The organism is Tepiditoga spiralis, from assembly GCF_014701195.1.
Lineage (GTDB): Bacteria > Thermotogota > Thermotogae > Petrotogales > Petrotogaceae > Tepiditoga > Tepiditoga spiralis.
Genome location: NZ_AP018712.1, coordinates 296,893 through 322,522 on the forward strand (window position 1 = coordinate 296,893; position 25,630 = coordinate 322,522).

Genomic DNA, 25,630 nt, shown 5'->3' on the forward strand with positions numbered 1-25,630 from the left:
TTTACTCTTCACCTTTTTCTACATAAACTTCCGTTCCTAAATCACATAAAAATTCAACTTCTTCTACATCTTTATTAAGCATTCTTATACATCCATGAGAAATTCTTTTACCTATTTCCCAAGGTTTAGTCGTACCATGAATACCATACTGTTTTTCAGAAAGTTGAAGCCATCTACTTCCTATTCCATTTATAATAGAACCAGGCTTTATATATTCACCATACCAATAAAGAGCTGGTTCCTTTTCTTGATACATAATTTTATAATATCCAGGTGGAGTAGAGTCACTTCTTCCAACTGCAACAGGATATACTTTCAATAAAGTACTTCCATAATACATTTTCATTAAATTTTTCGCCATATTTATTTTAAGTTGGATTGGACTTTCAAAGTATTTAACTCTTCCAATTATTAAAGGTTGTCCAACATAAATTTTTGAAGGGTCTTTTATATTATTTAACTTTACTATTTCTCCAGGATTTATTTTATATTCATCTGCAATTTTGTATATACTTTCACCTTTTTTTACAATATGAAATCCAACTTTTTTTTCTTTAGCCATAGGTTTAAGTATTTTTTCTGAAAAAACATAATTTTTTATTTTTAAAACTTTAGTATCTATTGAACTTATAAAACCAAATCTATTTTTAAACTCTATATGTATTTTATGAAATCCTTCATTACTTTTAAAAAATTCATCTTTTAATTCTTCTATTGAGCTTACATTTTTCTCATCAAAATCAAAACTATAATAACTTAATTTCGCATTTGCCTCATATGAAATATGATAATTAATTCCATTTTCTTCAATAGTTGAAACAACTAAAAACTTTATTTTTGGAATAAAATCAGATGTATTAAAAAAATTCATAAACGTATCTATTTTTTTATTTCCAATAACATCCATTCCTTTTATAAAAATGGAAAAAAAAGTTTCTGGTTTATCTTTTAAAGATATAAAAAAATTATACTTTTTATTTGTTCTTTTTAGTAAATCCACATGCTTTTGAAAATCCCCATAAAAAACTATTACCGATGGTTTTTCCACCGGTATAAATTTACAACTCAAATTTATATTAACTAACTGCTTTTCTTCATCATAATCCACTATTGAAATAGAAAAATTATTTGGAAAACTTACTAGAGATATAATTACAAATAGCAACACTAATATCTCTTTTACTACTTTTTTCAACATGTTTTTCACCATCTTTTGAAATCAAAACAACTTCATTTTGATTGCTATCAAAACCTATATCTTTTCTTGATACATCATTAGAAACGATTATATCAGCATTTTTATTTATCAATTTTTTATTTGCATACTCAATAACATCGTTGGTTTCTGCTGCAAAACCTACTGTTATTTGAGTATTATTTTTTATCTTTCCAAGTTCCTTTAATATATCTGGATTTTTTTCTAATTCAATGATAAGGTTCTCACTACTTTTTTTTATTTTTTTATTTGAATAGTTTTTTACTTTGTAATCACTAACAGCAGCTGCCATTATTGCAATGTCTGCTTCTTTAAAAAACTTTAAGGTTAATTTAAACATCTCATCAACTGATTCAACACTAAAAAATTTTTTTACTAAAAATGGAGGTTTTAACTTTGTTGGACCGGAAATTAAGTATACTTCAGCTCCCCTTGCAGCTAATTCTCTTGCAAGTTCATATCCCATTTTTCCACTTGATCGATTTGTAATACTTCTGACTGGATCTATTGGTTCAATTGTAGGTCCAGCAGTTATTACAACCTTTTTCCCTTCATAATCTTTTGGAGCAAGAACTCCATCTATAAATTCTAAAATATTTTCATTATCTGGATAACGTCCTTTACCAACTTCTCCACATGCAAGGTGACCTTCATCTGGAAACATTATCTTCCAGCCCATTTCTTCTAATCCTTTTAAGTTTCTTAAGTTTGCCTTATTTTCAAACATTCTTGTATTCATTGTAGCAACAATTATTTTTTCTTCCTTATCAAATGCAGAAGCAGTTGCCGTTAAAAGATTATCAGCAAATCCTGCATTTAATTTTGCTATTGTATTTGTAGTTGCAGGAGCTACAACAAACACATCAGCATCTGCCGAAAGTGATGTATGAGGTATCCATCCACCATTTACATCATTTTTTATACTGGTATAAACATTACAATCCCCTACAGCAGAAAAAACCGTTTTATCTATTAATTTTTCAGCATTTGGAGTTAATATTATATTTAATCCAACATCTAATTTTCTTAATTTAGAAGCTAAATCAACGGCTTTATAAAGAGCTATTCCACTACTAACTCCCAAAAGAACATTTTTATTTTTTAAATAAGGATAATTCATTATAGATTCTCCTTTATTAGTTTATTCAAATTATATCATACATTTTCTAAAATTTTTTTAAGTCTTTTTATAACTCTCCTTTTTCCCAAAACAACTATACTTTCATAAAGTCCTGGCGTAACTAAAGCACCAAGCAATGCACCTCTTACAGATTGATAAGTATTTTTTTTACCAGTTATTTTTAAATCAGCTAAGCTTTGCATTGTATTTTCTATTTTTTCTATATCATATTCCGAACTTTCAAGTTTTTTTATTGCTTCACTTATAAGTAATTTAAACCAATCTTTCTTAGTATACTTTAAATATTTTTCTTCATAATTAAACTCTTCATCATAAAAATTCTTTGAAAATTCATGAAGTTGTTTTAAAGTACTAACCTTTTGCCTTGATATATCAATTACCTCTTTTATATAATTATCAGAAGCATTAATTTTTATATTATTTATTGAACACCAATTCATATAATGGGTAAAGATTTCATCTAAAGGTTTATTTCTTAAATGTTCAGAATTTATCCACATCAATTTTTTATAGTCAAAAACAACAGCTTTATTTGAAACTTTAGTTATATCAAACTCATCAATCTTATCTTTAAAATCAAAAACTTGTTCTTCTGTAGACCAACCAAGAACAGCCAAATAATTTATTAAAGCTGATGGTAAATATCCTTCTTCTTTAAAATAAGCAACAGAAGTTCCACCATGTCTTTTTGATAAAGGAGACTTATCTTCTCCAATAATTAAAGGAATATGAGCAAATTTTGGTTTTTCAAAGTTAAGAGCTTCATACAACATAATTTGTTTTGGTGTATTAGAAAGATGATCCTCACCTCTAAATATATGCGTTATATTCATCAAATAATCATCTACAACTACTGTAAAGTTGTACATTGGAACTCCATTCGATCGAAAAATAACAAAATCATTATAAGTGTTACTATCAAATATCATTTTACCTTTTATTAAATCATCAAAAATTATTTTTTTATTTTTTTCAACTTTAAAATTTACTGTTATTGAATATCCTTTATTATAATACTCCTTTGGATATTCATAACTTTTTTTTATAATTTGTGTATTATCTTCTTTAGAATAAATAGCATAATATGCTTTTTTTTCATCTATTAATTTATTAATATACTTTTTATAAATATCGAATCTTTCACTTTGTCTATAAGGTCCATACTCTCCACCTTTATCAGGACCTTCATCATAATCAATTCCACACCACTTAAAATCATTTAATATAATATCTTCATACTCTTTTTTAGATCTTTCAATATCAGTATCTTCTATTCTTAAAATAAATTTGCCATTATTTTTTTTAGAATAATACCAATTAAATAAAGCAGTTCTTACTCCACCAACATGTAAATATCCAGTTGGGCTCGGTGCAAATCTTACTCTAGTCACTCAATTCACCTTCAATTTCTTTTAATAATGCTTCCATTTCATTTAAATCTTTTGCCACCTTAACCTCAATCATCTTTCTATTATCTAAATATTTTCCATCTATTAAAATTTTTTCTGCAATTTCTGTCCATCCACCTGTTCCTTTTAACAAAATTAAAGGTTTTTTATAAGCATAAGCACCAACAAGTTCCAATGCTGTACCAATTTCCCCGCCAATACTAACAACAGCATCAACACTCTTTAACAAAACAAATGAACGCATAGAAAAATCTAATCCCGTTTTTATTTCAAGATCAAGATACTCATTTCCATTTTCTTCCCAAGGCATAACCCCTATAACCTTACCACCATTTTTTTTAGCTCCTTCAGAAACTAAATCCATTATTCCATCTCTACCGCCATTATACATAATCCAATTGTTCTTTGCTATAACCTTACCAACTTCTATACAAATTTTCTTTAATGATTTTACTGGTTCTAATTCTTTATTTCCAGAGTAGCCTATTACTCCAACATTCATCAAATTCACCATCCAAGATAATTTTCTTTAACTTCCTTAAGCTCAAGAACTTCAGAAGGTTTACCATGAGCTATAACATTACCCTTATGCATAACATATAAGTCATCTACAACTTCAGCAAGTTCATCTACATTGTGATCTGTTATTATAACTGAAATTCCACTTTTAGCAAGCTTTGCAATTATACTTTGTATATCTTTTACTGTTATTGGATCTATCCCAACAAAAGGTTCATCTAAAAGAATTACCTTAGGATCTATTAAAAGAGTTCTTGCTATTTCAAGTCTTCTCTTTTCACCACCAGATAAAGAATCTGATAATTGATGTAAAAGAGACTCTATTCCAAACTCCTTTGAAATATTTTTTATTTTTTTTTCTTTATCTTTTATTTTTAATAAATCTGATATCATATACAAATTATCTCTTACAGTAGCATTACGAAAAACAGAAGGTTCTTGAGGGAGATATGCCATTCCCTTAAGAGCTCTTCTGTGTATTGGTAAATGAGTTATTTTTTCTCCATCCAAATAAACCTGTCCATTATTTGGAACAACTAAACCCAATATTGATTTAAAAAGTGTTGTTTTACCAGCTCCATTTGGCCCCAAAAGTCCAGTTACTTTTCCTGAAGTAGCTACAAAATCAACATTTTTTAAAACTTCTTTTTTTCCATATCTTTTAAATATTTTTTCGCATTTAACAATTGAATCCATTTATTTTTTATTCTCAGTTGTATTTTTTTCAGTATTTACTTCTTCATTAACCATTTTTAAAATAGTATCTGTTATATCAACCTTTTCGCTTGCAAATATAACAGAAGATTCAAATAAAATTAAATCATAATTATTGTCTTGTGCATACTTTTGAATAAAAGTTTTTAATTCTGAAATTAAACCATTAGATTTTGTAGTATATTCTTTTTGTATAGCAGTATTATAACCATTTACTTTTACTTGAACTTCTTGATACTTTTTTTGTAAGTCTTCTTTTGATGCACCATTTTTTTCCATAGTTTGTAATTCTTCTTTCATTTTTTCAATTTTATTTTGATAATATGCCATATCATTTTTATATTTATCTTGAAGATCTGTCCACTTATAATAACTCTTAGTTACCTTTTCAAGATTTACAAAACCAATCTTCAATTCGTTTGAAAACGACATTACAACACCCATTAATAAAACCATACTCATTAAAACTATTTTTTTCATACTCCACCTCCAATTTATTTTCCTATTAATTATACTCGAAATTCCTTAAAATTTCAATAAAAAATTTATTCTAACTTAAAAATTATATAGACTTAAATACTTTAAAATCTTTATTTTAAAAATGTTATATTTTTTGTTAATCTTTTTATGATAAAATATATTAATAAGTTAAACAAACAAAGGAGGATTAATTTTGATTCTTGATGAAAATATATTAAAGATTCTAGATTTAGAAGAACCAAGCATACAAGAATTAAGACATATATCAAAAAAATTAAATATAAAGTTAAGAAGATCAATGAAGAAAAAAACTATAATAAAAGAAATACAAAAAGAATTAAGAAAATTAGAACAAGAAGGATTAATACATACAAATAAAAATAAAAACATATTAGATTTTGCTACAAACACATACTATGACAAAGATTCATTAAAAAACATGTATGTAAACGCAAGTCTAATATATGTTTATTGGTCTTTTTCTAAAGAAACAATCAATGTTTTAAAAAATAAAAAAGAAAAAAACTTTTTTTTAAGAATTTTTGAAAACGATCCCTTAGAAAATCTAATAAGAATATTAGAAACTCCTGTAGATATATTTAAAACAAAAAAACTTTATATTAATGTAAAACCAAATTCAACATATTACTCAGAAATAGGATACAAAGAAAAAACAACTACTTTTGTATCAATATTAACTTCAAATAAAATTAATACTCCAAAAAATTATCCATCACACAATAAAGATGAATTATGGTTAGACTTAAAAACAAAAAACATTAAAACAATAAAAAGCAAAGAATATGATTTAATAATAGAAAAAATAAATCCAATTTATTCTATAAACAATAATGCTGCCAGTAGCTCTTTTTTATGGACAGGATATGATAATATATGAAAGGAAAATTTTTATTAGTACTTCATGCACATCTTCCATATATTAGACATCCAAACTTTGATGACTTTATGGAAGAACATTGGTTATTCGAAGCAATAAATGAAACTTACATACCGCTATTAAAAGTTTTTGATTCTTTAGATAAAAAGAATATAGATTTTAAATTAACTTTAAGCATAACTCCACCTTTAATGGAAATGCTCGTTTCTAAAAACTTAAATAAAAAATTTTTAAATTATATGCACAATTTAATAGATTTAAGCAAAAAAGAAATAGAAAAAACTAAAACTGAAGATCCAAGAAAACACAAAATGGCTAAATATTATAATAAACTATTCAATGAAAATCTAAAACTTTATTTAGATAAATTTAATCAAAATATACTTCAAGGCTTTAAAGAATTTCAAGAAAAAGGTTACATTGAAATGGTAACATGTAATGGAACTCATGGGTTTTTACCAACCATGATAGAATATCCTGCAGCTATACGTGCTCAAATAAAAACTGGAATAAACACTTATAAAAAATATTTCAATGAAGCGCCAAATGGAATTTGGTTAGCTGAATGTGGTTATTTTAAAGGATTAGATAAATATTTATCAGAAGAAAATTTAAAATATTTTTTTGTTGATTCACACGCTTTTTGGTATTCTGAAATTCCAGCAAGATACAATGTTTACAGACCGATAATAACTCCAAATAATATTTTTGCATTTGCAAGAGATCCAGAATCAAGCGAACAAATTTGGAGTGCAGATATTGGGTATCCTGGAGATTCAAGATACAGAGATTTTTATAGAGATATAGGTTTTGACAGAGAATATTCATATATAAAACCATACATAGATAAAAGCGGTATAAGAAGTAACACTGGAATAAAGTATTACAAGATAACAGATAAAACACTTAATTCAAACGAAAAAGATTATTATGATATAGACGAATCAATGCAAGCTGTTGTTCAACATGCAAAAGACTTTGTTAATAAAAAAACAATACAAATAGAAAATATGCAAAACTTTGAAGAAGAGCCCATAATAGTTGCTCCATTTGATGCAGAATTATTTGGTCATTGGTGGTATGAAGGACCTATGTTTTTAGAAAAATTATTTGAAGAAATTTCAAAATCAAATTTATTAAGTACCTCAATACCAACTGAAATAATTAAAAGTTCAAAAAAAATACAAATTTTAGAACCTGCTCCGTCTACTTGGGGAAAAAATGGTTACAATGAAGTTTGGATAAATGATTCTAATGATTGGATCTACCCTTATTTAAATGAAATGATTGAAAAAATGATTAAATATGCAAAAAGCAAAAGTAATATTTCAAAAATAGAAGAAAGAACATTAAATCAAATGGCAAGAGAATTACTACTTGCTCAATCGAGTGATTGGGCTTTTATAATGTCAACAAATACAACAGTTGAATATGCCAAAAACAGATTTCAAACTCATGTAAAAAGATTCTTTGAACTTGAAGAAATGATTAAAAACAAAACTATAAACGAAGAAACACTATCAAAATATGAGTGGTTAGACAAAATCTTTAAAAATATGGACTTTAGGATATACAGAAACAACGAATTCGCAATTTGAAAGGAGGGCATAATCGTGCCAGAAAAATATTTCGAAGTAAGATGGCATGGAAGAGCTGGTCAAGGAGCAAAATCAGCTTCTCAATTCTTAGCTGAAGCAGTAGTTGAAGCAGGAAAGTTCGCAACTTCATTCCCAGAATATGGAGCAGAAAGAGCTGGTGCTCCTATGAAAGCTTTCAACAGAATAGCTGAAGTACCTATTAGATTAAGAAACAACGTTCAGCATCCTGATGTTGTTTTAGTTGTAGATGACACACTTCTTGGAAATCCAGAAATAACTGATGGATTAAAAGAAGAAAAGATACTCGTTGTCAACACTGTAAAAACACCAGAAGAAGTAAAAAAAATTACAGGTTTTAATGGGAAAATCGCTACAATAGAAGCAACTAACATTGCTTTAGAAGAAATAGGAAGAGGTATACCAAACACAGTTATGATTGGTGCTCTTGTAAAATTAACAGATATTGTTCCACTTGATGTAGTAAAAACTAAAATAAATCATGCTTTTGCAAAGAAATTTTCAAAAGAAATTGTTGATGCAAACATGAGAGCTGTTGATAGAGGACATCAGGAGGTGAAAATCAATGGCTGACCTTAAAAATTGGAAAGAAGTACCAATCGGTGGTGTTGTTGATAAACCTGCATCAGCAAGAGAATATCACACTGGTACATGGAGAGTAATGAGACCTGTTGTAAATAAAGACAAATGTATAAATTGTATGCAATGTTGGTTATACTGCCCTGATATGGCAATAGGTGGTAAAACATCAACCGAAACTAAAAATGGTATGGAAATGACAGGATTTGACCTTAACTATTGTAAAGGTTGTGGTACTTGTGCTGCAATTTGTCCTGTTAAAGCAATAGAAATGAAACCAGAAACTGAATTTGAAAAGTAAGGAGGTTAAAAATAATGCCTGTTAGACTAGAAACTACGGGTGCTGCTGCTGTTGCTCATGCAATGAGACAAATAAACCCAGATGTTGTTGCAGCATACCCAATAACTCCTCAAACACCAATAGTACAATATTATGCTGATTTTGTAGCAGACGGTGTAGTAGATACAATGACAATACCTGTTGAATCAGAACATTCTGCAATGAGTGCTACAGTTGGTTCGGCTGCTGCTGGAGCAAGAACAATGACAGCTACTGCTGCAAATGGTCTTGCACTTATGGCAGAAATAGTATATATAGCTGCATCTTATAGACTTCCAATAGTAATGCCAGTTGTAAACAGAGCACTTTCTGGACCTATAAATATTCACTGTGATCACTCTGATGCTATGCTTGTAAGAGATTCTGGATGGTTACAATTATTCTGTGAAAACCATCAAGAAGCTTATGATATGACTTTAATAGCTTGTAAAATAGCTGAAAAAGAAGAAGTTCTTCTTCCAACAATGGTTAATTTAGATGGATTTATAACATCACACGGTGCAGATTCATTTGAAATGCTTGATGATGACGTTGCAAAAAAATTCGTTGGAGAATGGGAACCAAAATACCCACTAGTAAATGTTGCAAAACCAGTTACTCACGGTTCATTAGACTTATTTGATTACTACTATGAACATCACAGACAACAAGAAGAAGCTATGCAAAATGCTTATAAATTGTTACCTGAAGTATTTGCAGAATTTGAAAAAATATCTGGAAGAAAATACGATTATTTAGATCTATACAAAGTTGAAGATGCAGAATATGTTATGGTTGTTTTAAATTCAACAGCATCTACAGCTAAATATGTTGTTGATGAATTAAGAGAAAAGGGAATAAAAGCTGGACTCATTAAACCATGGGTTTTCACACCATTCCCTAAGAAACAATTCCAACAAGCACTCAATGGTAAAAAGGCAGTAGTAGTTCTAGATAGAGCTATGTCTTTTGGTAAAGAAGCACCATTGTACTCACTTGTTAAATCATCACTTTATGAAGTTGCAGTAAGACCAACCATGGGATCTTATGTTTATGGTTTAGGTGGAAGAGACGTAACTCCTGAAATGATTCACGAAGCATTTGAAGCAGCTATTTCAGGAAACCTTATTACCGACGAACAAAGATACCTCGGTTTAAGAGATTAATGGAGGTGGATGAAGGTGCCTTTAAACGTTAAACAATTAGTAGAATATGTTGAAAAAAATGACTGGCCATTTACGCAAGGACACAGATTATGTCCAGGATGTAATGCGCCAATGGTAGCAAAATGGGCAACTTTAACAGCTAAAGCTCTCGGTTATGAACCGGTTGTTGGTGCTGCAACAGGTTGTCTCGAAGTTTCTTCTACAATTTATCCATATACAGCTTGGAATGTTCCTTATATACATAATGCATTTGAAAATGTTGCAGCAACCATATCTGGTGCTCAAACAGCTTACGAATCATTAAAACATAGAGGAAAAATAAAATCAGAAAAACCACTTAAATTCATTGCTTTTGGTGGAGATGGTGGAACTTATGATATAGGTTTACAATCATTATCTGGAGCAATTGAAAGAGGACATGACTTTGTTTATGTTCTTTATGATAACGAAGGATACATGAATACAGGTAACCAAAGATCAGGTTCAACACCAACAGGTGCTCAAACAACAACAGAACCAGTTGGTAAAGTTAAACCAGGAAAAGTTCAATTTAAAAAATCATTATTAGACATAATTGCTGGACATGAAGGCGTTTATGCAGCATCTGCTTCAACATCTGAACCACTTGATTTCATGAAAAAAATGGAAAAAGCACTTGAATTTAAAGGACCAGCTTTTATAGCTGTACTTGCTCCTTGTGTTAGATTCTGGAGAATTCCAGAAAGTACTGGACCAGCAGTAACTAAACTTGCTGTTGAAACAAAATATTGGCCACTTTGGGAATATGATAGAGGAGTTTACAAAGTAACTAAAAAACCAAGAAACTTTAAACCAATTAGAGAATACATAGAAAAAATTGGTAAGTTTAAACAATTATTAAAAACAGATCATGCTGATGAAGTTATTGATCAAATGCAAGAATACGTTGATGCTAAATGGGAAAGACTTTTAGCTCTTGAAGAAATATCTCAAGATAAACCTTTGAGAAAGTAATTTAAACCACGCCTTTGGCGTGGTTTTTAATTTCCAAAATATATTTTTAAGCTTTATTTAAGAGAAAAAATATATAATTAAATGTTTTAACACAAAATTCTATTTTTTGTGATAAAATAAATAGATATACTAACATAGGGAGATTGGAGGAGGAAACACATGAGAGATTGGTTTGTAAAACACGAAAAAGTTATTTCATTTTTAATAGTGGCTTTTTTCGTAATAGGTACAGTAGCATGGAGTATAAGCGCTTATATTTCAACTGGTGCAACTAAAGCAAAATCTGTTAATACACCAACAAAACAAAACGCAGTAGCTGTTTTAGAAAAGGATGGTAAGGAACTAGACTACCCATATTGGGTTATGAAAACTGAATTAGATGCTGAATATAAAACAAGAAAATCACAGTTAGAACAACAGTATCATCAACAAATAGATCCTGTTTTTGATGCACTTGGATTAAAATATTCTTTGGTAAATCAGATTGCAGATTTTGATATTGTTAAATACTTCGCAGAAAAAAATCATTTAATGCCAACAAAAAACGAAGTCAAAAAAGAATTAGAAAATCAAGTTAATTCTTACATAGCTTCTTTGAAAAACAATCAAGAAAATTGGGATAAAATTATTAAATACTATGGAAGCGAAAAAAAGGTAAGAGATCTTTTGACTAATGGACAAGATTCAAGAGTAGAAAGCAACTTAATATACAACAGAGTTCTTTCAAAAGTTGCAACAGTAACAAGAGCAGAAGGACTCAAAAAAATAACAGAAGATTTTGATAAAATAAAAGCAGAAAATGAACAAGTTAATGCACAACACATACTTGTATCAGATGAAGCAACTGCTTTAAAAATTAAAAAAATGATAGACAATAAAGAAATAAGCTTTGAAGATGCTGCTGCTAAATACTCTAAAGACACATCAAATGCAACATCTGGTGGAAACCTAGGTTATTTTGGAAGAAATAAAATGGTAAAAGAATTTGAAGATGCTGCATTTGCTGCAACACCTGGAGTTGTAGTTGGACCTGTAAAAACTCAATTTGGATATCATTTAATAAAAGTAAATGACAAAAAGGTTTTTAATAAACCAGAAGATGTTTTCTTATACACAGATGTTTATAGTAAAATAGAACAAGATTTACAAAATACAAAATTTAAAGATTGGCTAAAAAAATATAAAGAAGATGAAAAATTCTCAGTAAAATACCTTGACAATAAATATGAATTTATGGTAGAATTATCTTCTGCTGCAACAGATGATACAAAAATTTCAAAGTTAATTGATGAATTAACTCCAGCAATATTTGGAGATGACAACGAAGTATTACCAGAAGCTGATGTAGAACTACTTGGATTATATGCAACATTATTAAAAGCACACGGAAATAATGTTAATAATAATCTTTTAGAAGTAAAAAGATTTATTTCTCTACAAGATACAGATAAATCTGTAATAGCTCTTGGTATGGATACTATAAATAAAAAAATATCTGAAATTGAAGCTAAAATAAAAGAAAATCCTAATGATTCAACATTATCAAAAGAAAAATTCAAATACACTGATGCAAAATCATTTATAGAAGCAAAAGAAGCTGTTTCTAAAATGAATATAAGTACAGTTGAAGAAGCAAAAACTGAAAAAGAAAAACTACAAAAAAACTTTGATTCTATACAAGATAAAAACTTAAAAGTATTAAAAGATTTATTCTATGAATATCCTACTTCTAATAAAGTAGTTCAAGAATACTATCAAATTAACCCAAGCGACTTAAATGCAGTTGTACAATATACAAAACTTGAATTCAACGGTTTAAAACAATATATGGGATACTTGAGTGCTGATATGATAAAACAATATTTCCAAAAACAATTTACTGAAATATATGTTAATATTAGTAATGTAATTGCTTCACCAAAAGCATCTACAAAAAACAAATTAGATGCCATAGACTTAGGTATTGATTTCGCAACAACATTAAAAGATAATAATTTAAAATTAGACTATTTAAAGAAAGCAAAAGAAATAGACGCTAACTACTACAAAGACATAGATAAAATGATAGCAGAAACAGAAAAAGCTATTTCAAATGAAGCATCCAGCATGAAAAAATAAAGCAAGATAAGGAAGAAAAATTTAGATAAAAAAATGCCGGGCAAAGCCCGGCTTTTGTTTCTCAAAAAAAAGAGAATAAAAAATGGCTGGGACGGTAGGATTCGAACCTACGGAATAACGGAGTCAAAGTCCGTCGCCTTACCGCTTGGCCACGTCCCAGCGCATACGTAAGTAATTATAACATACAATATTCATTCTGTCAATAGTTAAGGGGGTATAAAACGTGAAAATAAAGTTAAGAAATCTTGAAGAAAAAAAAGTATATGAAATTCCTGAAGGTAGTACATTTGGAGTACTTGCAAAAAAACACGAATTAGAAACAGGAAGAACTGTTTTTGCAGTAAAATACAACAACAACATTAAGGAACTATTTAAAATTCCAAACGAAGATGGAATAATTGAGTTTTTGGATCTATCTACATCAGATGGAGTTAAAATTTATCAAAGAGGTCTTTTATTTTTACTAGAAATAGCTTTAAAAGAATTAAACAAAAATGAAAATCTTTATGTTCAATCATCTATTGGAAATGGACTATACTGTGAATTTGAAACTAAAAATCCTAGTGAAGATTTCATAAATAAATTAAAAGAAAAAATGAATGAATTAATTGAACAAAACCTTCCATTCAAAAAAGAAAACATAGAAAAATTTAAGGCTATAAAAATGTTTAAAGATGCTGGAAAAGATGATAAAGCACTTTTATTTAAGTTTAGAAAAAAATCAACAGTAAATATTTATAGTATAAAAAAATACTTTAATTATTTTTATGGATACATGCCTGAATCTACAGGAACTTTAAAAAAATTTGACTTAATAAAACAAGGTAATGGAATTGTTTTATTGCAACCAAATCAAGAATCACCCGATGAAGTGCCAGAATATAGACATTTAGAAAAATTATCTTCTACATTTAAAGAATACACACAATGGCTAAAAATAATGGAAATAAAAACAGTAGGGGAATTGAATGAATTAATATCACATGGAAAAGAATCTGCCGTTGAATTAATAAGAGTTGCCGATGCACTTCATGAAAAAAAATATGCAATGATAGCAGATGAAATAATTAAAAATGATAAAATAAAATTAATATTAATAGCTGGTCCATCTTCATCTGGAAAAACAACAAGTGCAAAAAGAATAGCCTTACAATTAAAAGTAAATGGAATAAAAACAATACCTATTTCACTCGATGATTACTTTGTAGAACGTGATAAAACACCAAGAGATGAAAATGGGGACTACGATTTTGAATCAATAAATGCTTTAGATTTGGAACTTTTTAATCAAAATATGATGGATTTATTTGAAGGAAAAGAAGTTACACTACCAAAATACAACTTTGTAACTGGTAAAAGAGAATGGCATCAAAAAACACTAAAATTAGAAAAAGGACAAATTTTAATAGTAGAAGGAATTCACGGATTAAACGAAAAATTAACAAATAAAATTCCAAGAGAATGGAAGTTTAAAATTTATGTAAGTGCTTTAACTCAAATGAACCTTGATGATGTAAATAGAATTCCAACAACCGATACAAGATTGATAAGAAGAATAGTAAGAGATTTTAATTTTAGAGGTCATAGTGCACTTGATACATTGAAGATGTGGCCAAGTGTAAGAAAAGGTGAAGAAGAAAATATTTTCCCTTATCAAGAAGAAGCAGATATTATGTTTAATTCACATCTCGCATATGAATTAGCTGTTTTAAAAATTTTTGCCGAACCACTACTATTACAAGTAGATAATACTGTACCAGAATACTCTGAAGCAAAAAGACTATTAAGATTTTTAGATTATTTCTTACCAATAACTGAACTTGAAGAAATACCTAAAAAATCTGTAATAAGAGAATTTATAGGAAGATCAGAGTCTGTAAAGATTAGTGTGTATTAGATATATCTGGTAGCATATAAATATTGGAAAACAACGACAAAAATCTTAAAAAAATGTAGTTATTAGAAAATGAAAAAAATGTTCCTGAATAGTATGAATTAAATAAGGCAAAATTGGTAAAACCAACCTTTTACAGTAAAAAACTGCAATGACTGAAAGGGCGACAACCCATCTCCCGAGAGTGTAAAATATTAAGTTTTTTAGGATTACAAGCTACTTTCAGAGGTAGTCTTTAAGACGTTCCTCGAAAAGGATGGCCAGTTCGGAAATAACAGCGTTCCAGTTGTGAAACCGTGCTGTCCATTTTTTTGTCACGTTTTTGGTAGTAAGGTATAAACTTTTAAGGACAGCATCGTCATTAGGGAATATTGATTTGGTCTTGGTAGCCTTCCTGAATTGCCTGTTAAGTGACTCTATGATGTTCGTGGTGTACATAATCTTCCTTACCCCGTCTGAGAACTGAAAGAAGGTGGATAATAGGTGCCAATTTTTCTCCCAGCTCCTCAATGAAGCGTAATACTTGTCTCCCCATTTGTTTATTACATTGGTTAGATTATCATAGCCTGTCTTTTCATCCAGTGCTGTATAGATTGTCTTTAAGTCCTTTGCGAACTCTTTCCTGTCCTTGTGAGGAACATATTTCAGGGTGTTTCTAATCTGGTGGATTATGCACCTTTGTATCATAGTTTGCGGGAAGGTTGCATTTATAGCCTGCTCGAATCCAGAAAGACCATCTATTGAAGCTACAAGTATGTCCTTAACTCCTCTGTTTTTGAGGTTGTTAAGTACTCCCATCCAAAACTTGGCACTTTCTACTTCACCAACATATATCCCGAGCACATCTTTAATTCCATCTATGTCAACACCTATTATTACATAAGCAGCCTTCTTTACTATCCTTCCGTCCTCTCTAACGTTGAAGTATATTGCATCCAAGAAAACGAAGGTGTATATTTCGTGTAATGGCCTTTCTTGCCAGTCTTTTATTAATGGCATAAGCTTATTTGTTATTTTGCTCACCAGTTCAGCTGATACTTCAAATCCGTACAAATCCATTATCTGATCAGATATATCCCTGGTGGTCATTCCTCTTGCGTACAAACTTATTATTTTTTCCTCTATCTCTGAAATATCATTCGAATACTTTGGAACTATTTTGGGTTCATATTCTCCCTTTCTGTCTCGAGGTACCATTAATTCTATCATACCGCTACTACTCTTTAAATTCTTCTTCCTGTAGCCATTTCTTGAATTTTCTGTATTTTTCTTTTCTCTGTCATACTTTCCATAGCCCAGCTCGTCTTCGAGTTCCGCTTCCAGTACTTCCTGGATCAGATTTCCTGTCAGTGATTTTGTTAATTCCTTTATATCCTTTATTGTTCGGATTTCTCCTTTTCTTACCATTTCCTTTATTATTTCCTGTAGTACATTTCCCATTTTTCGTACCTCCTCTGGTTTTATTTTACCACCAGATCTGTATCTTTTTTTCCTTATACACTTAATATTTTACACTCTCGAAGATCAACCTTTGAATATTAATAATATAAAGGCAGTAACTGCCTTTATATTATTAAATTATCTTTTTCTTTTAAATACATACGTCTTCCATTTGTTTTTTTATCCCATTCTAAAATTTTATCCATATCTTCTTTTGTTAAAATTTCATTTTTTAACAATTCATTAGGAACATTTTGACTAAATGGACAACTTGAAATACAAACACCACAATCTGTTCCCAATTTCTTCCACACTTTAAAGCAGTTTTCTTGAGAAAAGTTAAACTCTTTATCTTTTAAAGACTTATCAGATATAGCACGTCCCAAACAATTTTTTGAACACTTTTTACATAAATCACAAAACTCTTTTAATCCAAATAACTTTTTTTCATCTTCTAGAAGCTGCAAATCAGTAGTTACAACTCCCAATCTTATTCTACTTCCATACTTTTTATTAGTTAAAAGTCCATTTCTTCCAACTTCACCCAATCCAGCATCTTCTGCAACTCTTGGTGCAATAATTAAATAATTACCATCCATATGATTTCTTGCAGGATAACCAAGCTCTCTTATATAATAGCTCAATTGCATACCAATAATTGCAGCTTTAACATAACCTTGAGTTACGGTTATAGCTTCTTCAACATTTGGTGCTCTATTAATTAAATTTTTTTCCATTTCAACTGCAAAAACTATTCCATATTTATGTTTATGATACTCTTTTATTTTTTCACCATAATGCCCATTTCTCCCTCTGTAAGAATAATAATGATAATCTTCCATCTTTGTAATACCAATTTCAACAGCTCCAAAGTACTTACCTAATTTTTTTATTGCTTTTGTTATTTTTTCAGGCGAAACATTTACTTTTTCTTCTGAACACTTTCCATTCACTAAATGTTTTATATCTGCTAAAAATTTAAAATTAGAATTTCCTAAAGGAGTAAAAACCTCATCATAAGTTGTAGTTTCTTTTGAACCAAAATCTGGCATATTTCTAAATTCATCGTCTATTATCTTTTTATCTGGATTTCTAAAATAATAATCATTATATTCCTTACCATTAAAATCATAACTCATTCTTGCAAACATAGTATCTCTTTCGTCAATTTTCTTCATATTCCCTCCTAAATATCATTTATTATCCTTTAATGGGATATAAAATATTACAGTTGTTCCAGAACCATAAGTGCTTTTTATAGTTATTTCTCCATTTAAATAATTAACCATACTTTTACATAAATAAAGTCCTAATCCTGTTCCTGAATATTTTTTTGAAAAAGAATTATCAATTTGATTGAATCTTTTAAATAATAATTTTAAATTTTCTTCTTTTATTCCTATACCAGTATCTGAAACTTCAAAAAATAATTTTTTTTCTTTTTTATACAGTCTTAAAATTATTACACCTTTTTCAGTAAATTTTACTGCATTTCCAATTAAATTAATTAAAATTCTTTCTATTTTCTTCATATCTGAAGTAATATATTGAGGTATGTTTTTTTCAGTAATTATGTTAAAAGATATTTTTTTCCCATTTAATAATCCTTTGGTTATTTTTTCAATTTTTAATAATAAGGTATTTAAATAAAAAAGGCTTTCTACTCTTTCCATCTTTCCAGCTTCCAGCTTTGATATGTCCAAAATATCATTTATCATTGAAAGTAAATGATTTCCACTTTCTCTTATTATTTCTATAAACTCCAAATCTTTTTTTGAAAGATTTTTATTTTTATTTTCTAGTAAAATAGATGAAATTCCAAGTATTGCATTCATTGGTGTTCTAAATTCATGACTCATATTTGCAATAAACATACTCTTTGCTTTACTTGCATTTTCTGCATCTTTTTTTGCTTTTAATAATTTTTTTTCTATAATTTTCCTTTCATTTATATCTCTAATCAATGCTTGAATATAGTTTTGGTCATTTAAAGTTAGTTTATTTAAACTAATTTCACAATAAAATTCACGTCCATTTGTATCTTTATGAACCCATTCAAAATAACAGCTTCCTTCATTTAAAGCTTTTGTTATATAATAAGCTCCTTTTTCAATAGAATTTTTTCCATCAGGTTGTTTTTCAGGTGAAAATTCCATAGGAGTTTTTCCATAAATTTTTTTTGACGTAGTTTTAAATAAGGTTAATATCTTATCATTAAAATCTATTATTTTATTTTCTTTTAAAATTAAAATACCATCATTTGCGGTTTTAAATAAAGTCTTATATCTCTTTTCTGATTTTTTTAATTCATTTTTTATATTAGATAAATCTTTTAAACTCCTTGCATAATATATATAACCTGTTTTTTCCTTATTCTCATTATATAAATCTGAAACAGACATCAATATTGGTATTTTTTTATTTGTAGAAGTTTTTAGTAAAAATTTTTCGGCTATTATTTTATAATTATTGTCAAATTTTGCATTTGCTTTTTCAAAAAAAATATTTTTTATATTTGTATAAATAATATCTTTTCTTTTAAAACCAGTTTCTTTTATTAATTTATTATTTACTCTTTGTATTATATTATCATTATCCGTTATTATCAAAAAATCTGTAAATGATTCCAAGATTTCAGAAGATGTTTTTTCATAACTAAAATAAAAAATATTGTACTTTAACATTCCATAAAGTATAAAACAATTTCCAATTATCATAAATAAAGAAAATAATTCAGGACTTTTTATATTAAAAGCAGGAAATAAAAAATCAGTTATTACACCTATTATCAAAGGTAAATTTAAACCCAACAAAATATACTTTGAGTGTTTTTCATATTTTGTCTTTTTTTGTATTTTAAAAGTTTCTATTGAAAGATATGAAATAAAAAATATTAATATTAAAGCCCACAAAATCATTATTACATTAAAAACATTAAATTCTTTAAATATATATCTCCAACCCCATGAATATTTAATTGGATTTATTATTATAGATTCATTAAAAATTCCATAAATAGAAAATATAAAGGCTGAAATATACGTAAAAATATAAATAAATTTCTTTTCTTTAAATATAATTCTCCCTGAATAAACTAAAGAAAAATGTAATGAAAGAGCTATAATAAAAGGCCAAAAAGAAACAACTTTTAACATTGATTGAGCAGTATAATAATTATTAGTGCTTCGCATAATAAATTCCGTTATATTCCAAATACTCTCAAAAAAGCATGCTATTGCAAATAATATATTTAAAATATTTTTAGAATTTCTAAGATAAACTAGAAACCCTGTTATTGTAACTGTAAAAAATGATATTAAAGATATATAAGAAAAAACAAACATTTTATCTCCTTCTTTGTAGTTTGATTTTAAAAAAAGTTTGTTATAATTGAATTAGAAAGAAAGGTGAAAGAATGAAAAAATTTCTAATTCTAAGTTTATTGATTTTAAGTATAGTAGCATACTCATTAACTAATGATGAAATTAGATATATTGCAACAGCCTATAATAAAGGATTTTCAAGGAGTATTGAAGAAATAAAAAAATACTCGATGAAAGAAAATTATTTATACGACGATTTTATACTTAATTATTATAATTATTTTTTAGGAAAAATGGAATTAAAAGATGTATTAAAATCCAAAACAATAATTTCAGACAAACCTTTTATACCAACAAAAACATATTTAAAAAGATCTATTGAATTTAAAACTTATTTAAATAATATAATAGATAAAAACAAAAACATTATCTATGAAAAAATTCCAATTCTTAATAAAAAAAGTAAAAAATTAAATCCAACAATTATTAAAAAGTTTAAAAAAAGAGAAATATTAAAAGAAAGGGTTTATAAACTTTTAAAAGCTTATAAAATAAATATGAATGATTTAAATAATTATGCAGAAGCTATCGTTGATTATACTTATACTTATTTAAATTCAAATATAACATTTTATAGAAAATATAATATATCTTCTAATTTTTTTAAAGAAAAAATTGTAGTAAAAGATATACCTGTTGAGCTTTTATTGTCTTTCATGGTAGCAGAATCAAGATTAAGACCTTATAGCTATAGAATAGAAATAAAAAATGATAAAATTTATGCATTTTCAATAGGTTTTACACATATATTAGTTGATGCAGATTTTGCTTATATATCAAATGTTAATGATAAATTTGGAAATAATAAATTTGATATGTATAACTTTAATTTATTATCTTCACTATATTTTGGAAATGAAAAAAACAAAGAAAACTATTTATCTGATATAGATTTAATAACTTTACGAGGTTCAATCTTATATGCTTCTGTCCTTTTACAATTAATATATGAAAAAATTGTACTTTAATATAAAAATATTAGAAGAGTCTTTACCCTTCTAATATTTTTATATAAATTCTTCTATTTCTTGGACCATCAAACTCACAAAAGTAAATACCTTGCCATATTCCAAGCAAAGGTTTTCCATCATTTATTATTATTTGTTGTGAACATCCAAATAAAGATGATTTTATATGTGCATCAGAATTTCCTTCTAAATGTTTAAATCCATGATTTAAAGGTATTTTTTCATTTAAAAACTTTATTATATCTGTCTTAACATCCGGATCCGCATTCTCATTTATTGTAATTGCAGCAGTTGTATGTGTTGTAAAAACAATACATACACCATTCTTTACTCTAGATTTTATAATAGATTCATTTACCATATCTGTTATATTTATCAATTCTTCTCTTTTGTGAGTAATAACAGGATATTCATAAACCATAATTAATTTCGTCCTTCATAAAAAATATTTGCAACTAAAGTAACTGAACTCCCATCTTTTGTTATATGAACCTTCACATCATTCTTTTCAACATTTAAATTTCTATAAGCATAATCTTTTATATATTCAACCATATAATTTATTTCATCACTTTTATTTTCCATAGTTCTTGTAGTACCTCTTGTAGTCCTTACAAAAGAATTTAATCTTTTAACAGCAACATCTCTACTTTTTTCTTTTCTTGAAAAAAATCCCATCATTTCACCTTCTTCCTATCATTTTCTTGAGAAATGAAAAGAAGCCTTCTGTATCAACATTATTATTTTTTATATCTTCTTCAATTGGAACATCTTCTCCAGAGATTCTCAAAGCAATATTATTAAAGTTTATAGCTACTGATTTAGAAGAGTCTAATGCAATAGGTTTTCCTTCATTAGTAGAAATAATTATTTCTTCACTATCTGGAATTATCCCTATTAAATTAATTGCAAGAGCTTCTTTAATATCATCTGGAGATAACATTTCCTTTTTTTCAACCATTTTAGGTTTTATTCTATTCACAATTAATGAAATATTGTTATCATTAAAGCCTTCATTTTCTAAAAGACCTATAACTCTATCAGCATCACTTATAGCAGTTAAATCTGGAGTTGTAACCACTATTGCATGTTGAGCTGCTTTTATTGAATTTGAAAACCCTCTTTCAATACCAGCAGGAGAATCTATAAGTATATAATCAAACATTTTTGTTAATTCATCAACAATTTTAACCATATCTTCTGGTTCAACCATATTTTTATTTGCAACTTGAGAAGAAGCCAATAAATTTAAATTTTTTACTGTTTTATGTTTTACAAGAGTATCTTTTACTTTTTTATTTCCATTAACTATATCTATTATTGTATAGACAATTCTATTTTCAAGACCAAGAACTAAATCTAAGTTTTTTAATCCTATATCAGCATCAATAACACATACTTTAAATCCCTTTTGTGCAAGAGATACACCTATATTTGCTGTTGTAGTTGTTTTCCCCACACCGCCCTTACCGGAAGTAACAACTATAATTTTAGATTGTTTCATTTCATTCCCCCCAATTTTTGAGCTATCCTGTCTATCATAATAAATACTTCTCACACATATATAATATCACAAAAAGGTAATAATAAAGCATTAAAATACAAAAACATTTGTTGATTTTAACATAAAATTAAAACCAACAAATATTTTTTTAATACTCTATTTCTTTATTTTTAAATATAATCATAGATACATACATTATAGTTAAAGAAATTAATATTATAATAAATGAATTTAATACAAAAACATGCCCTTTAGAAACAGTTTCATTTAAAGAAAAATATTTAAAAATTGTAAAATTTCTAATCCAACTCATACTATCAATTGCAAAACCAAGCATATCTGAAAAATACATAAAAACAAATAAACCTATTGATATTGATTGAGTTAATATAGTTTTTTGAAATAAAACGGATAACAAAACAGCAATAGAACCAAAAAACATTTCTATTACAAATAAATAAAGAGCAAATCCATTTATTATATTTATATTATATTCATAATGTACAAATGATTTAAATAATAAAAAATTTGCAATACCAAAGATAAAAAAATAAACTAAATAAAAAAATATCAAAGAAAAAGATTTTATTAAAAATATTTTTAATCGAGAATAAGGTTTTATCAAAAGATACTCAATAGTCTTTTTTTGATATTCATATGCAAACATATTTGATGCAATTAAAACAGAAAATATTCCTGTTAATATGTAAGCCATAGTCATACCTTTAGTACTAAAAAATCCTTCTGGAGTAAAAAATGTATCTGTATTCGTTCCAAAAGATTTTAATAAAAACTTTGGCATACTATCCATAAATTTTTTTAAAGAATCAGAATCTTGTAAAATCCCATCTATAAAAGGAACAAAAAGTAAAGAAAACATTATTAAAACAGAACCCCATATAAAAAAACTTTTTAAATTATACTTTAATTCTTTTTTAAATAAATTCATTATTTTTCATCCCCTTTAAATTAAAATATTTTTCTTTTCAAAGATTTTTAATGATATGTACATTATTATAAAAGATATAAGTATTATCACAATAGAATTATTTAAATAAATTTTATGATTTTTAACTGTTTCAATTAATGGCATATAATGAAATATACTAAGTTTTGCAAGTGGTTCTATTGATTTAATTTCAGATACAGTTGTTTCTCCAAAATACATTATAAAAAGAATTCCCAAAGATAATGTTGTTGTTAAGTTTGACTTTTGAAATAAAATAGAAAATAAAACTCCAAGAGCACCAAAAAATAACTCTACGGTAAAAACATATAAACCAAAACCTAAAAGGATATTTTTATCATATTCACTACTAACAAAAACGCTAAAGAGATATAAAGTACTAAAATTAAAAATAAGATTTAAAATTATTATATTAGAAATCAATACTAAATATTTTTGAATAAAAATTTTTACCCTTGAAAAAGGTTTTATAAGTAAATATTCGATAGTTTTATTTTCAAATTCCTTTGCAAATAAACTTCCTGAAAGAGTAGCAGAAAATAAACCTGTTAATATAAAAATAAAGCTCATACCTTCAGAACCAAAAAAACCTTCTGGAGTACTGAAAGATTCTGTATCTATATTAAATGATTTTAAAAAAATTTTTGGAAGTTTATTCAACATTTTTACCATTTGACCACTATCTGATAGTATTTTTTCTGTAAAAGGTATATATAGTAATGAAAAAGAAAAAATTATTATTGACCATATTAAAAGACTTCTAAAATTATATTTAAAATCTTTTTTAAATAAATTCATTTAATTCACCACCTCACTTATAATATTTTAAAAATAATTCTTCAAGATCCGGTTTCTTTATTTCTATATCTTCAAAATTAAAGTTTGAAAGTTCTTTTATAAAAAAATGAATATCTTTTGTTTTCACTAAAAACTCTTTTGCATTATTTTTTTCTGTAAACTTAAAATTATTCAATGTATCATTTAAACCATAAACAGTTATTACTCTACTTGAAATATCTCTTAAATCATCTATTGCACCAGACTTTATTACCTTACCTTCTTTTATCATTGCAAAGTTATTACAAAGTTTTTCTATTTCAGAAAGTATATGTGATGAAAATAATATAGCACATCCCATTTTCTTATGATCTTTAATTAAACTATAAAATTTTTGTTGTACTAAAGGATCAAGACCACTTGTTGGTTCATCCAAAATCAAGTACTTTGGTTTATGTACAAGAGCTTGAAGAATAGCAACCTTTTTTTTATTTCCAAGTGAAAGTTCTTTAAACTTTTTATTTATATCTATACCCAATAATTCTATTATTTCTTTTTCATATTTAACATCCACATTATCATAAAAATTTCTATTGAATTTTAAAAACTCCTTTATTTTCATATCCCCATAAAAATTAACCTCCCCTGGAATATACCCTATATCCTTTTTTACTTTATTTATATCTTCAGGCAATTTAAATCCATTTATTTTTGCTTCACCAGCATCTTCACTTAAAAAACCTGTTAAAATTCTAATAGTTGTTGTTTTACCCGCACCATTAGGACCTATCAATCCAAAAATTTCACCCTCTTTAATCTCAATTGAAACATCTTCTATTCCCCTATTTTTTCCATAATACTTTTTTAAATTACTAATTTTTATCATTTTGCTCCCTCCTTCTTATTCCATTTTCAATCATATACATTATTTTATTTGTTAAATCTGCAATTTCATTAAAATCTTTTATATCTTTTTCTTTTGCATACTCAGAAACTGATGATAAAACCTTGGAAATGAAGAAAATTAACAAATCAATATCTAAATTTTCATCAATTAATCCATCATTCACTGCATTTTTAATTGGAACACTTAAAAATTCATACATATTTATTTTTAAATTATTAATTATCTTATTTATAAAATTAGTATCTTCATTCATCATTTTAAGACCTATTTCAGCATATTTTGGATATTCTGAAATCATTTTTAAAGAAGACTCAATAGATAATTGTATAATTTCAAATATATTTTTTTTAGAAAAATCATTTATATTATTTTGTATATATTTTATTTTTACCTTTCCTATTTCTTCTATAATATAAATATATATATCTTCCTTATTCTCAAAATATTGATAAAAACTTCCTTTTGGTATTTTGGCAACTTGTATTATTCTATTTATACTTGAATTTGAAAAAGAATATTTAGAAAATTCTTCAATTGCAGCATTTTTTATTCTTTCTTGCTTTTCTAAAGATAAGTTAAAAAATGTTTGTTTTGGCAAAATTATCATCTCCCTTAATGACCA

General features: G+C 27.0%; 25 protein-coding genes and 1 tRNA gene. 9 read left to right on the forward strand and 17 right to left on the reverse strand.

Annotation, left to right across the window (positions count from 1 at the left end; genetic code table 11):
• Position 1: 1 nt before the first annotated feature.
• From IGS63_RS01350 to IGS63_RS01375, 6 genes are read right to left on the reverse strand one after another with little or no spacing between them, the layout of a single operon-like run.
• A complete protein-coding gene (locus IGS63_RS01350) occupies positions 2–1,198 on the reverse strand; it encodes a L,D-transpeptidase family protein (protein ID WP_232521257.1) in 1,197 nt (398 codons plus the stop codon).
• Complete coding sequence (coaBC, locus tag IGS63_RS01355) at positions 1,125–2,336, reverse strand: bifunctional phosphopantothenoylcysteine decarboxylase/phosphopantothenate--cysteine ligase CoaBC (protein ID WP_190615258.1); 1,212 nt, start codon at positions 2,334–2,336, stop codon at positions 1,125–1,127. Before coaBC ends, IGS63_RS01350 begins: the two co-directional genes overlap by 74 nt.
• 35 nt (positions 2,337–2,371) lie before the next feature.
• Complete coding sequence (gene gltX / locus IGS63_RS01360) at positions 2,372–3,748, reverse strand: glutamate--tRNA ligase (protein WP_190615259.1); 1,377 nt, start codon at positions 3,746–3,748, stop codon at positions 2,372–2,374.
• Positions 3,741–4,271 carry a TIGR00725 family protein gene (locus IGS63_RS01365; RefSeq protein ID WP_190615260.1) on the reverse strand — a complete coding sequence of 177 codons (531 nt, stop codon included), beginning with the start codon at positions 4,269–4,271 and terminating at the stop codon, positions 3,741–3,743. Before IGS63_RS01365 ends, gltX begins: the two co-directional genes overlap by 8 nt.
• A gap of 2 nt (positions 4,272–4,273) precedes the next feature.
• Entirely contained in the window at positions 4,274–4,981 is a 708-nt protein-coding gene (gene lptB / locus IGS63_RS01370; RefSeq protein ID WP_190615261.1) for an LPS export ABC transporter ATP-binding protein, read from the reverse strand.
• Positions 4,982–5,479: an OmpH/Skp family outer membrane protein gene (locus IGS63_RS01375; RefSeq protein ID WP_190615262.1), complete on the reverse strand. Its 498-nt coding sequence runs from the start codon at positions 5,477–5,479 to the stop codon at positions 4,982–4,984. It lies immediately after the preceding gene.
• Positions 5,480–5,672: 193 nt separating this feature from the next.
• Between IGS63_RS01375 and IGS63_RS01380 the strand changes: the two genes are divergently transcribed.
• The 7 genes from IGS63_RS01380 to IGS63_RS01410 all read left to right on the forward strand — a co-directional run bounded on the left by IGS63_RS01380 (position 5,673) and on the right by IGS63_RS01410 (position 13,168).
• Positions 5,673–6,377, forward strand: a complete 705-nt coding sequence (locus IGS63_RS01380; protein WP_190615263.1) for a DUF4912 domain-containing protein — start codon at positions 5,673–5,675, stop codon at positions 6,375–6,377.
• Positions 6,374–7,975 (forward strand): glycoside hydrolase family 57 protein, encoded by a 1,602-nt coding sequence (locus IGS63_RS01385; protein ID WP_190615264.1) that lies wholly within the window; start codon positions 6,374–6,376, stop codon positions 7,973–7,975. The genes IGS63_RS01380 and IGS63_RS01385 overlap by 4 nt, the downstream gene beginning before the upstream one ends.
• Positions 7,976–7,990: 15 nt before the next feature.
• Positions 7,991–8,566, forward strand: a complete 576-nt coding sequence (locus IGS63_RS01390; protein ID WP_190615265.1) for a 2-oxoacid:acceptor oxidoreductase family protein — start codon at positions 7,991–7,993, stop codon at positions 8,564–8,566.
• On the forward strand, positions 8,559–8,873 hold the full coding sequence (locus IGS63_RS01395; protein ID WP_190615266.1) for a 4Fe-4S binding protein: 315 nt from the start codon (positions 8,559–8,561) through the stop codon (positions 8,871–8,873). Before IGS63_RS01390 ends, IGS63_RS01395 begins: the two co-directional genes overlap by 8 nt.
• A 14-nt stretch (positions 8,874–8,887) precedes the next feature.
• Positions 8,888–10,057, forward strand: a complete 1,170-nt coding sequence (porA, locus tag IGS63_RS01400; protein WP_190615267.1) for a pyruvate ferredoxin oxidoreductase — start codon at positions 8,888–8,890, stop codon at positions 10,055–10,057.
• 15 nt (positions 10,058–10,072) lie between these two features.
• Positions 10,073–11,050, forward strand: coding sequence for a thiamine pyrophosphate-dependent enzyme (locus tag IGS63_RS01405; protein ID WP_190615268.1), 978 nt, complete (start codon positions 10,073–10,075; stop codon positions 11,048–11,050).
• Positions 11,051–11,209: 159 nt separating this feature from the next.
• On the forward strand, positions 11,210–13,168 hold the full coding sequence (locus IGS63_RS01410) for a peptidylprolyl isomerase (RefSeq protein WP_190615269.1): 1,959 nt from the start codon (positions 11,210–11,212) through the stop codon (positions 13,166–13,168).
• Positions 13,169–13,251: 83 nt separating this feature from the next.
• Here IGS63_RS01410 and IGS63_RS01415 read toward each other — a convergent pair.
• Positions 13,252–13,327: transfer RNA gene (locus IGS63_RS01415), tRNA-Gln, on the reverse strand.
• A 64-nt stretch (positions 13,328–13,391) separates the two neighbouring features.
• On the opposite strand from IGS63_RS01415, the gene IGS63_RS01420 reads away from it, so the two are divergent.
• Positions 13,392–15,065, forward strand: coding sequence for a nucleoside kinase (locus tag IGS63_RS01420; protein WP_190615270.1), 1,674 nt, complete (start codon positions 13,392–13,394; stop codon positions 15,063–15,065).
• Between the two features lie 219 nt (positions 15,066–15,284).
• On the opposite strand, the gene IGS63_RS01425 is transcribed toward IGS63_RS01420, so the two are convergent.
• The 3 genes from IGS63_RS01425 to IGS63_RS01435 all read right to left on the reverse strand — a co-directional run bounded on the left by IGS63_RS01425 (position 15,285) and on the right by IGS63_RS01435 (position 19,846).
• Complete coding sequence (locus IGS63_RS01425; RefSeq protein WP_190613348.1) at positions 15,285–16,502, reverse strand: IS256 family transposase; 1,218 nt, start codon at positions 16,500–16,502, stop codon at positions 15,285–15,287.
• A gap of 125 nt (positions 16,503–16,627) precedes the next feature.
• Positions 16,628–17,680: a reductive dehalogenase domain-containing protein gene (locus IGS63_RS01430; RefSeq protein ID WP_190615271.1), complete on the reverse strand. Its 1,053-nt coding sequence runs from the start codon at positions 17,678–17,680 to the stop codon at positions 16,628–16,630.
• 15 nt (positions 17,681–17,695) lie between these two features.
• Positions 17,696–19,846, reverse strand: a complete 2,151-nt coding sequence (locus IGS63_RS01435) for an ATP-binding protein (protein ID WP_190615272.1) — start codon at positions 19,844–19,846, stop codon at positions 17,696–17,698.
• A 71-nt stretch (positions 19,847–19,917) separates the two neighbouring features.
• Here IGS63_RS01435 and IGS63_RS01440 point away from each other — a divergent pair, with 71 nt between their 5' ends.
• Positions 19,918–20,853: a hypothetical protein gene (locus tag IGS63_RS01440; RefSeq protein WP_190615273.1), complete on the forward strand. Its 936-nt coding sequence runs from the start codon at positions 19,918–19,920 to the stop codon at positions 20,851–20,853.
• 22 nt (positions 20,854–20,875) lie between these two features.
• Here IGS63_RS01440 and IGS63_RS01445 read toward each other — a convergent pair whose 3' ends face one another.
• From IGS63_RS01445 to IGS63_RS01475, 7 genes are all read right to left on the reverse strand, one after another.
• Positions 20,876–21,274, reverse strand: a complete 399-nt coding sequence (locus tag IGS63_RS01445; protein ID WP_190615274.1) for a secondary thiamine-phosphate synthase enzyme YjbQ — start codon at positions 21,272–21,274, stop codon at positions 20,876–20,878.
• A gap of 2 nt (positions 21,275–21,276) precedes the next feature.
• Positions 21,277–21,531 carry a hypothetical protein gene (locus IGS63_RS01450; protein WP_190615275.1) on the reverse strand — a complete coding sequence of 85 codons (255 nt, stop codon included), beginning with the start codon at positions 21,529–21,531 and terminating at the stop codon, positions 21,277–21,279.
• Between the two features lie 4 nt (positions 21,532–21,535).
• On the reverse strand, positions 21,536–22,357 hold the full coding sequence (minD, locus tag IGS63_RS01455) for a septum site-determining protein MinD (RefSeq protein WP_190615276.1): 822 nt from the start codon (positions 22,355–22,357) through the stop codon (positions 21,536–21,538).
• A 148-nt stretch (positions 22,358–22,505) separates the two neighbouring features.
• A complete protein-coding gene (locus tag IGS63_RS01460; protein ID WP_190615277.1) occupies positions 22,506–23,306 on the reverse strand; it encodes an ABC transporter permease subunit in 801 nt (266 codons plus the stop codon).
• Positions 23,307–23,321: 15 nt separating this feature from the next.
• The gene (locus IGS63_RS01465) at positions 23,322–24,122 is read right to left on the reverse strand and encodes an ABC transporter permease subunit (protein WP_190615278.1); all 801 of its coding nucleotides are present in this window, start codon (positions 24,120–24,122) and stop codon (positions 23,322–23,324) included.
• 13 nt (positions 24,123–24,135) lie between these two features.
• The gene (locus IGS63_RS01470; RefSeq protein ID WP_190615279.1) at positions 24,136–24,987 is read right to left on the reverse strand and encodes an ABC transporter ATP-binding protein; all 852 of its coding nucleotides are present in this window, start codon (positions 24,985–24,987) and stop codon (positions 24,136–24,138) included.
• On the reverse strand, positions 24,974–25,606 hold the full coding sequence (locus IGS63_RS01475) for a TetR/AcrR family transcriptional regulator (RefSeq protein WP_190615280.1): 633 nt from the start codon (positions 25,604–25,606) through the stop codon (positions 24,974–24,976). The genes IGS63_RS01470 and IGS63_RS01475 overlap by 14 nt, the downstream gene beginning before the upstream one ends.
• Positions 25,607–25,630: the final 24 nt, after the last annotated feature.

What these genes read in the sequence shown, in the direction of transcription:
- IGS63_RS01430 (WP_190615271.1), bottom strand. Translation starts at nt 17,680, where the DNA reads ATGAAGAAAATTGACGAAAGAGATACTATGTTTGCAAGAATGAGTTAT.
- IGS63_RS01440 (WP_190615273.1), top strand. Translation starts at nt 19,918, where the DNA reads ATGAAAAAATTTCTAATTCTAAGTTTATTGATTTTAAGTATAGTAGCA.
- IGS63_RS01465 (WP_190615278.1), bottom strand. Translation starts at nt 24,122, where the DNA reads ATGAATTTATTTAAAAAAGATTTTAAATATAATTTTAGAAGTCTTTTA.
- IGS63_RS01350 (WP_232521257.1), bottom strand. Translation starts at nt 1,198, where the DNA reads ATGTTGAAAAAAGTAGTAAAAGAGATATTAGTGTTGCTATTTGTAATT.
- IGS63_RS01385 (WP_190615264.1), top strand. Translation starts at nt 6,374, where the DNA reads ATGAAAGGAAAATTTTTATTAGTACTTCATGCACATCTTCCATATATT.
- IGS63_RS01410 (WP_190615269.1), top strand. Translation starts at nt 11,210, where the DNA reads ATGAGAGATTGGTTTGTAAAACACGAAAAAGTTATTTCATTTTTAATA.
- porA (WP_190615267.1), top strand. Translation starts at nt 8,888, where the DNA reads ATGCCTGTTAGACTAGAAACTACGGGTGCTGCTGCTGTTGCTCATGCA.
- minD (WP_190615276.1), bottom strand. Translation starts at nt 22,357, where the DNA reads ATGAAACAATCTAAAATTATAGTTGTTACTTCCGGTAAGGGCGGTGTG.
- lptB (WP_190615261.1), bottom strand. Translation starts at nt 4,981, where the DNA reads ATGGATTCAATTGTTAAATGCGAAAAAATATTTAAAAGATATGGAAAA.
- IGS63_RS01435 (WP_190615272.1), bottom strand. Translation starts at nt 19,846, where the DNA reads ATGTTTGTTTTTTCTTATATATCTTTAATATCATTTTTTACAGTTACA.
- IGS63_RS01460 (WP_190615277.1), bottom strand. Translation starts at nt 23,306, where the DNA reads ATGAATTTATTTAAAAAAGAATTAAAGTATAATTTAAAAAGTTTTTTT.
- IGS63_RS01395 (WP_190615266.1), top strand. Translation starts at nt 8,559, where the DNA reads ATGGCTGACCTTAAAAATTGGAAAGAAGTACCAATCGGTGGTGTTGTT.
- IGS63_RS01375 (WP_190615262.1), bottom strand. Translation starts at nt 5,479, where the DNA reads ATGAAAAAAATAGTTTTAATGAGTATGGTTTTATTAATGGGTGTTGTA.
- IGS63_RS01450 (WP_190615275.1), bottom strand. Translation starts at nt 21,531, where the DNA reads ATGGGATTTTTTTCAAGAAAAGAAAAAAGTAGAGATGTTGCTGTTAAA.
- IGS63_RS01425 (WP_190613348.1), bottom strand. Translation starts at nt 16,502, where the DNA reads ATGGGAAATGTACTACAGGAAATAATAAAGGAAATGGTAAGAAAAGGA.
- coaBC (WP_190615258.1), bottom strand. Translation starts at nt 2,336, where the DNA reads ATGAATTATCCTTATTTAAAAAATAAAAATGTTCTTTTGGGAGTTAGT.
- IGS63_RS01445 (WP_190615274.1), bottom strand. Translation starts at nt 21,274, where the DNA reads ATGGTTTATGAATATCCTGTTATTACTCACAAAAGAGAAGAATTGATA.
- IGS63_RS01470 (WP_190615279.1), bottom strand. Translation starts at nt 24,987, where the DNA reads ATGATAAAAATTAGTAATTTAAAAAAGTATTATGGAAAAAATAGGGGA.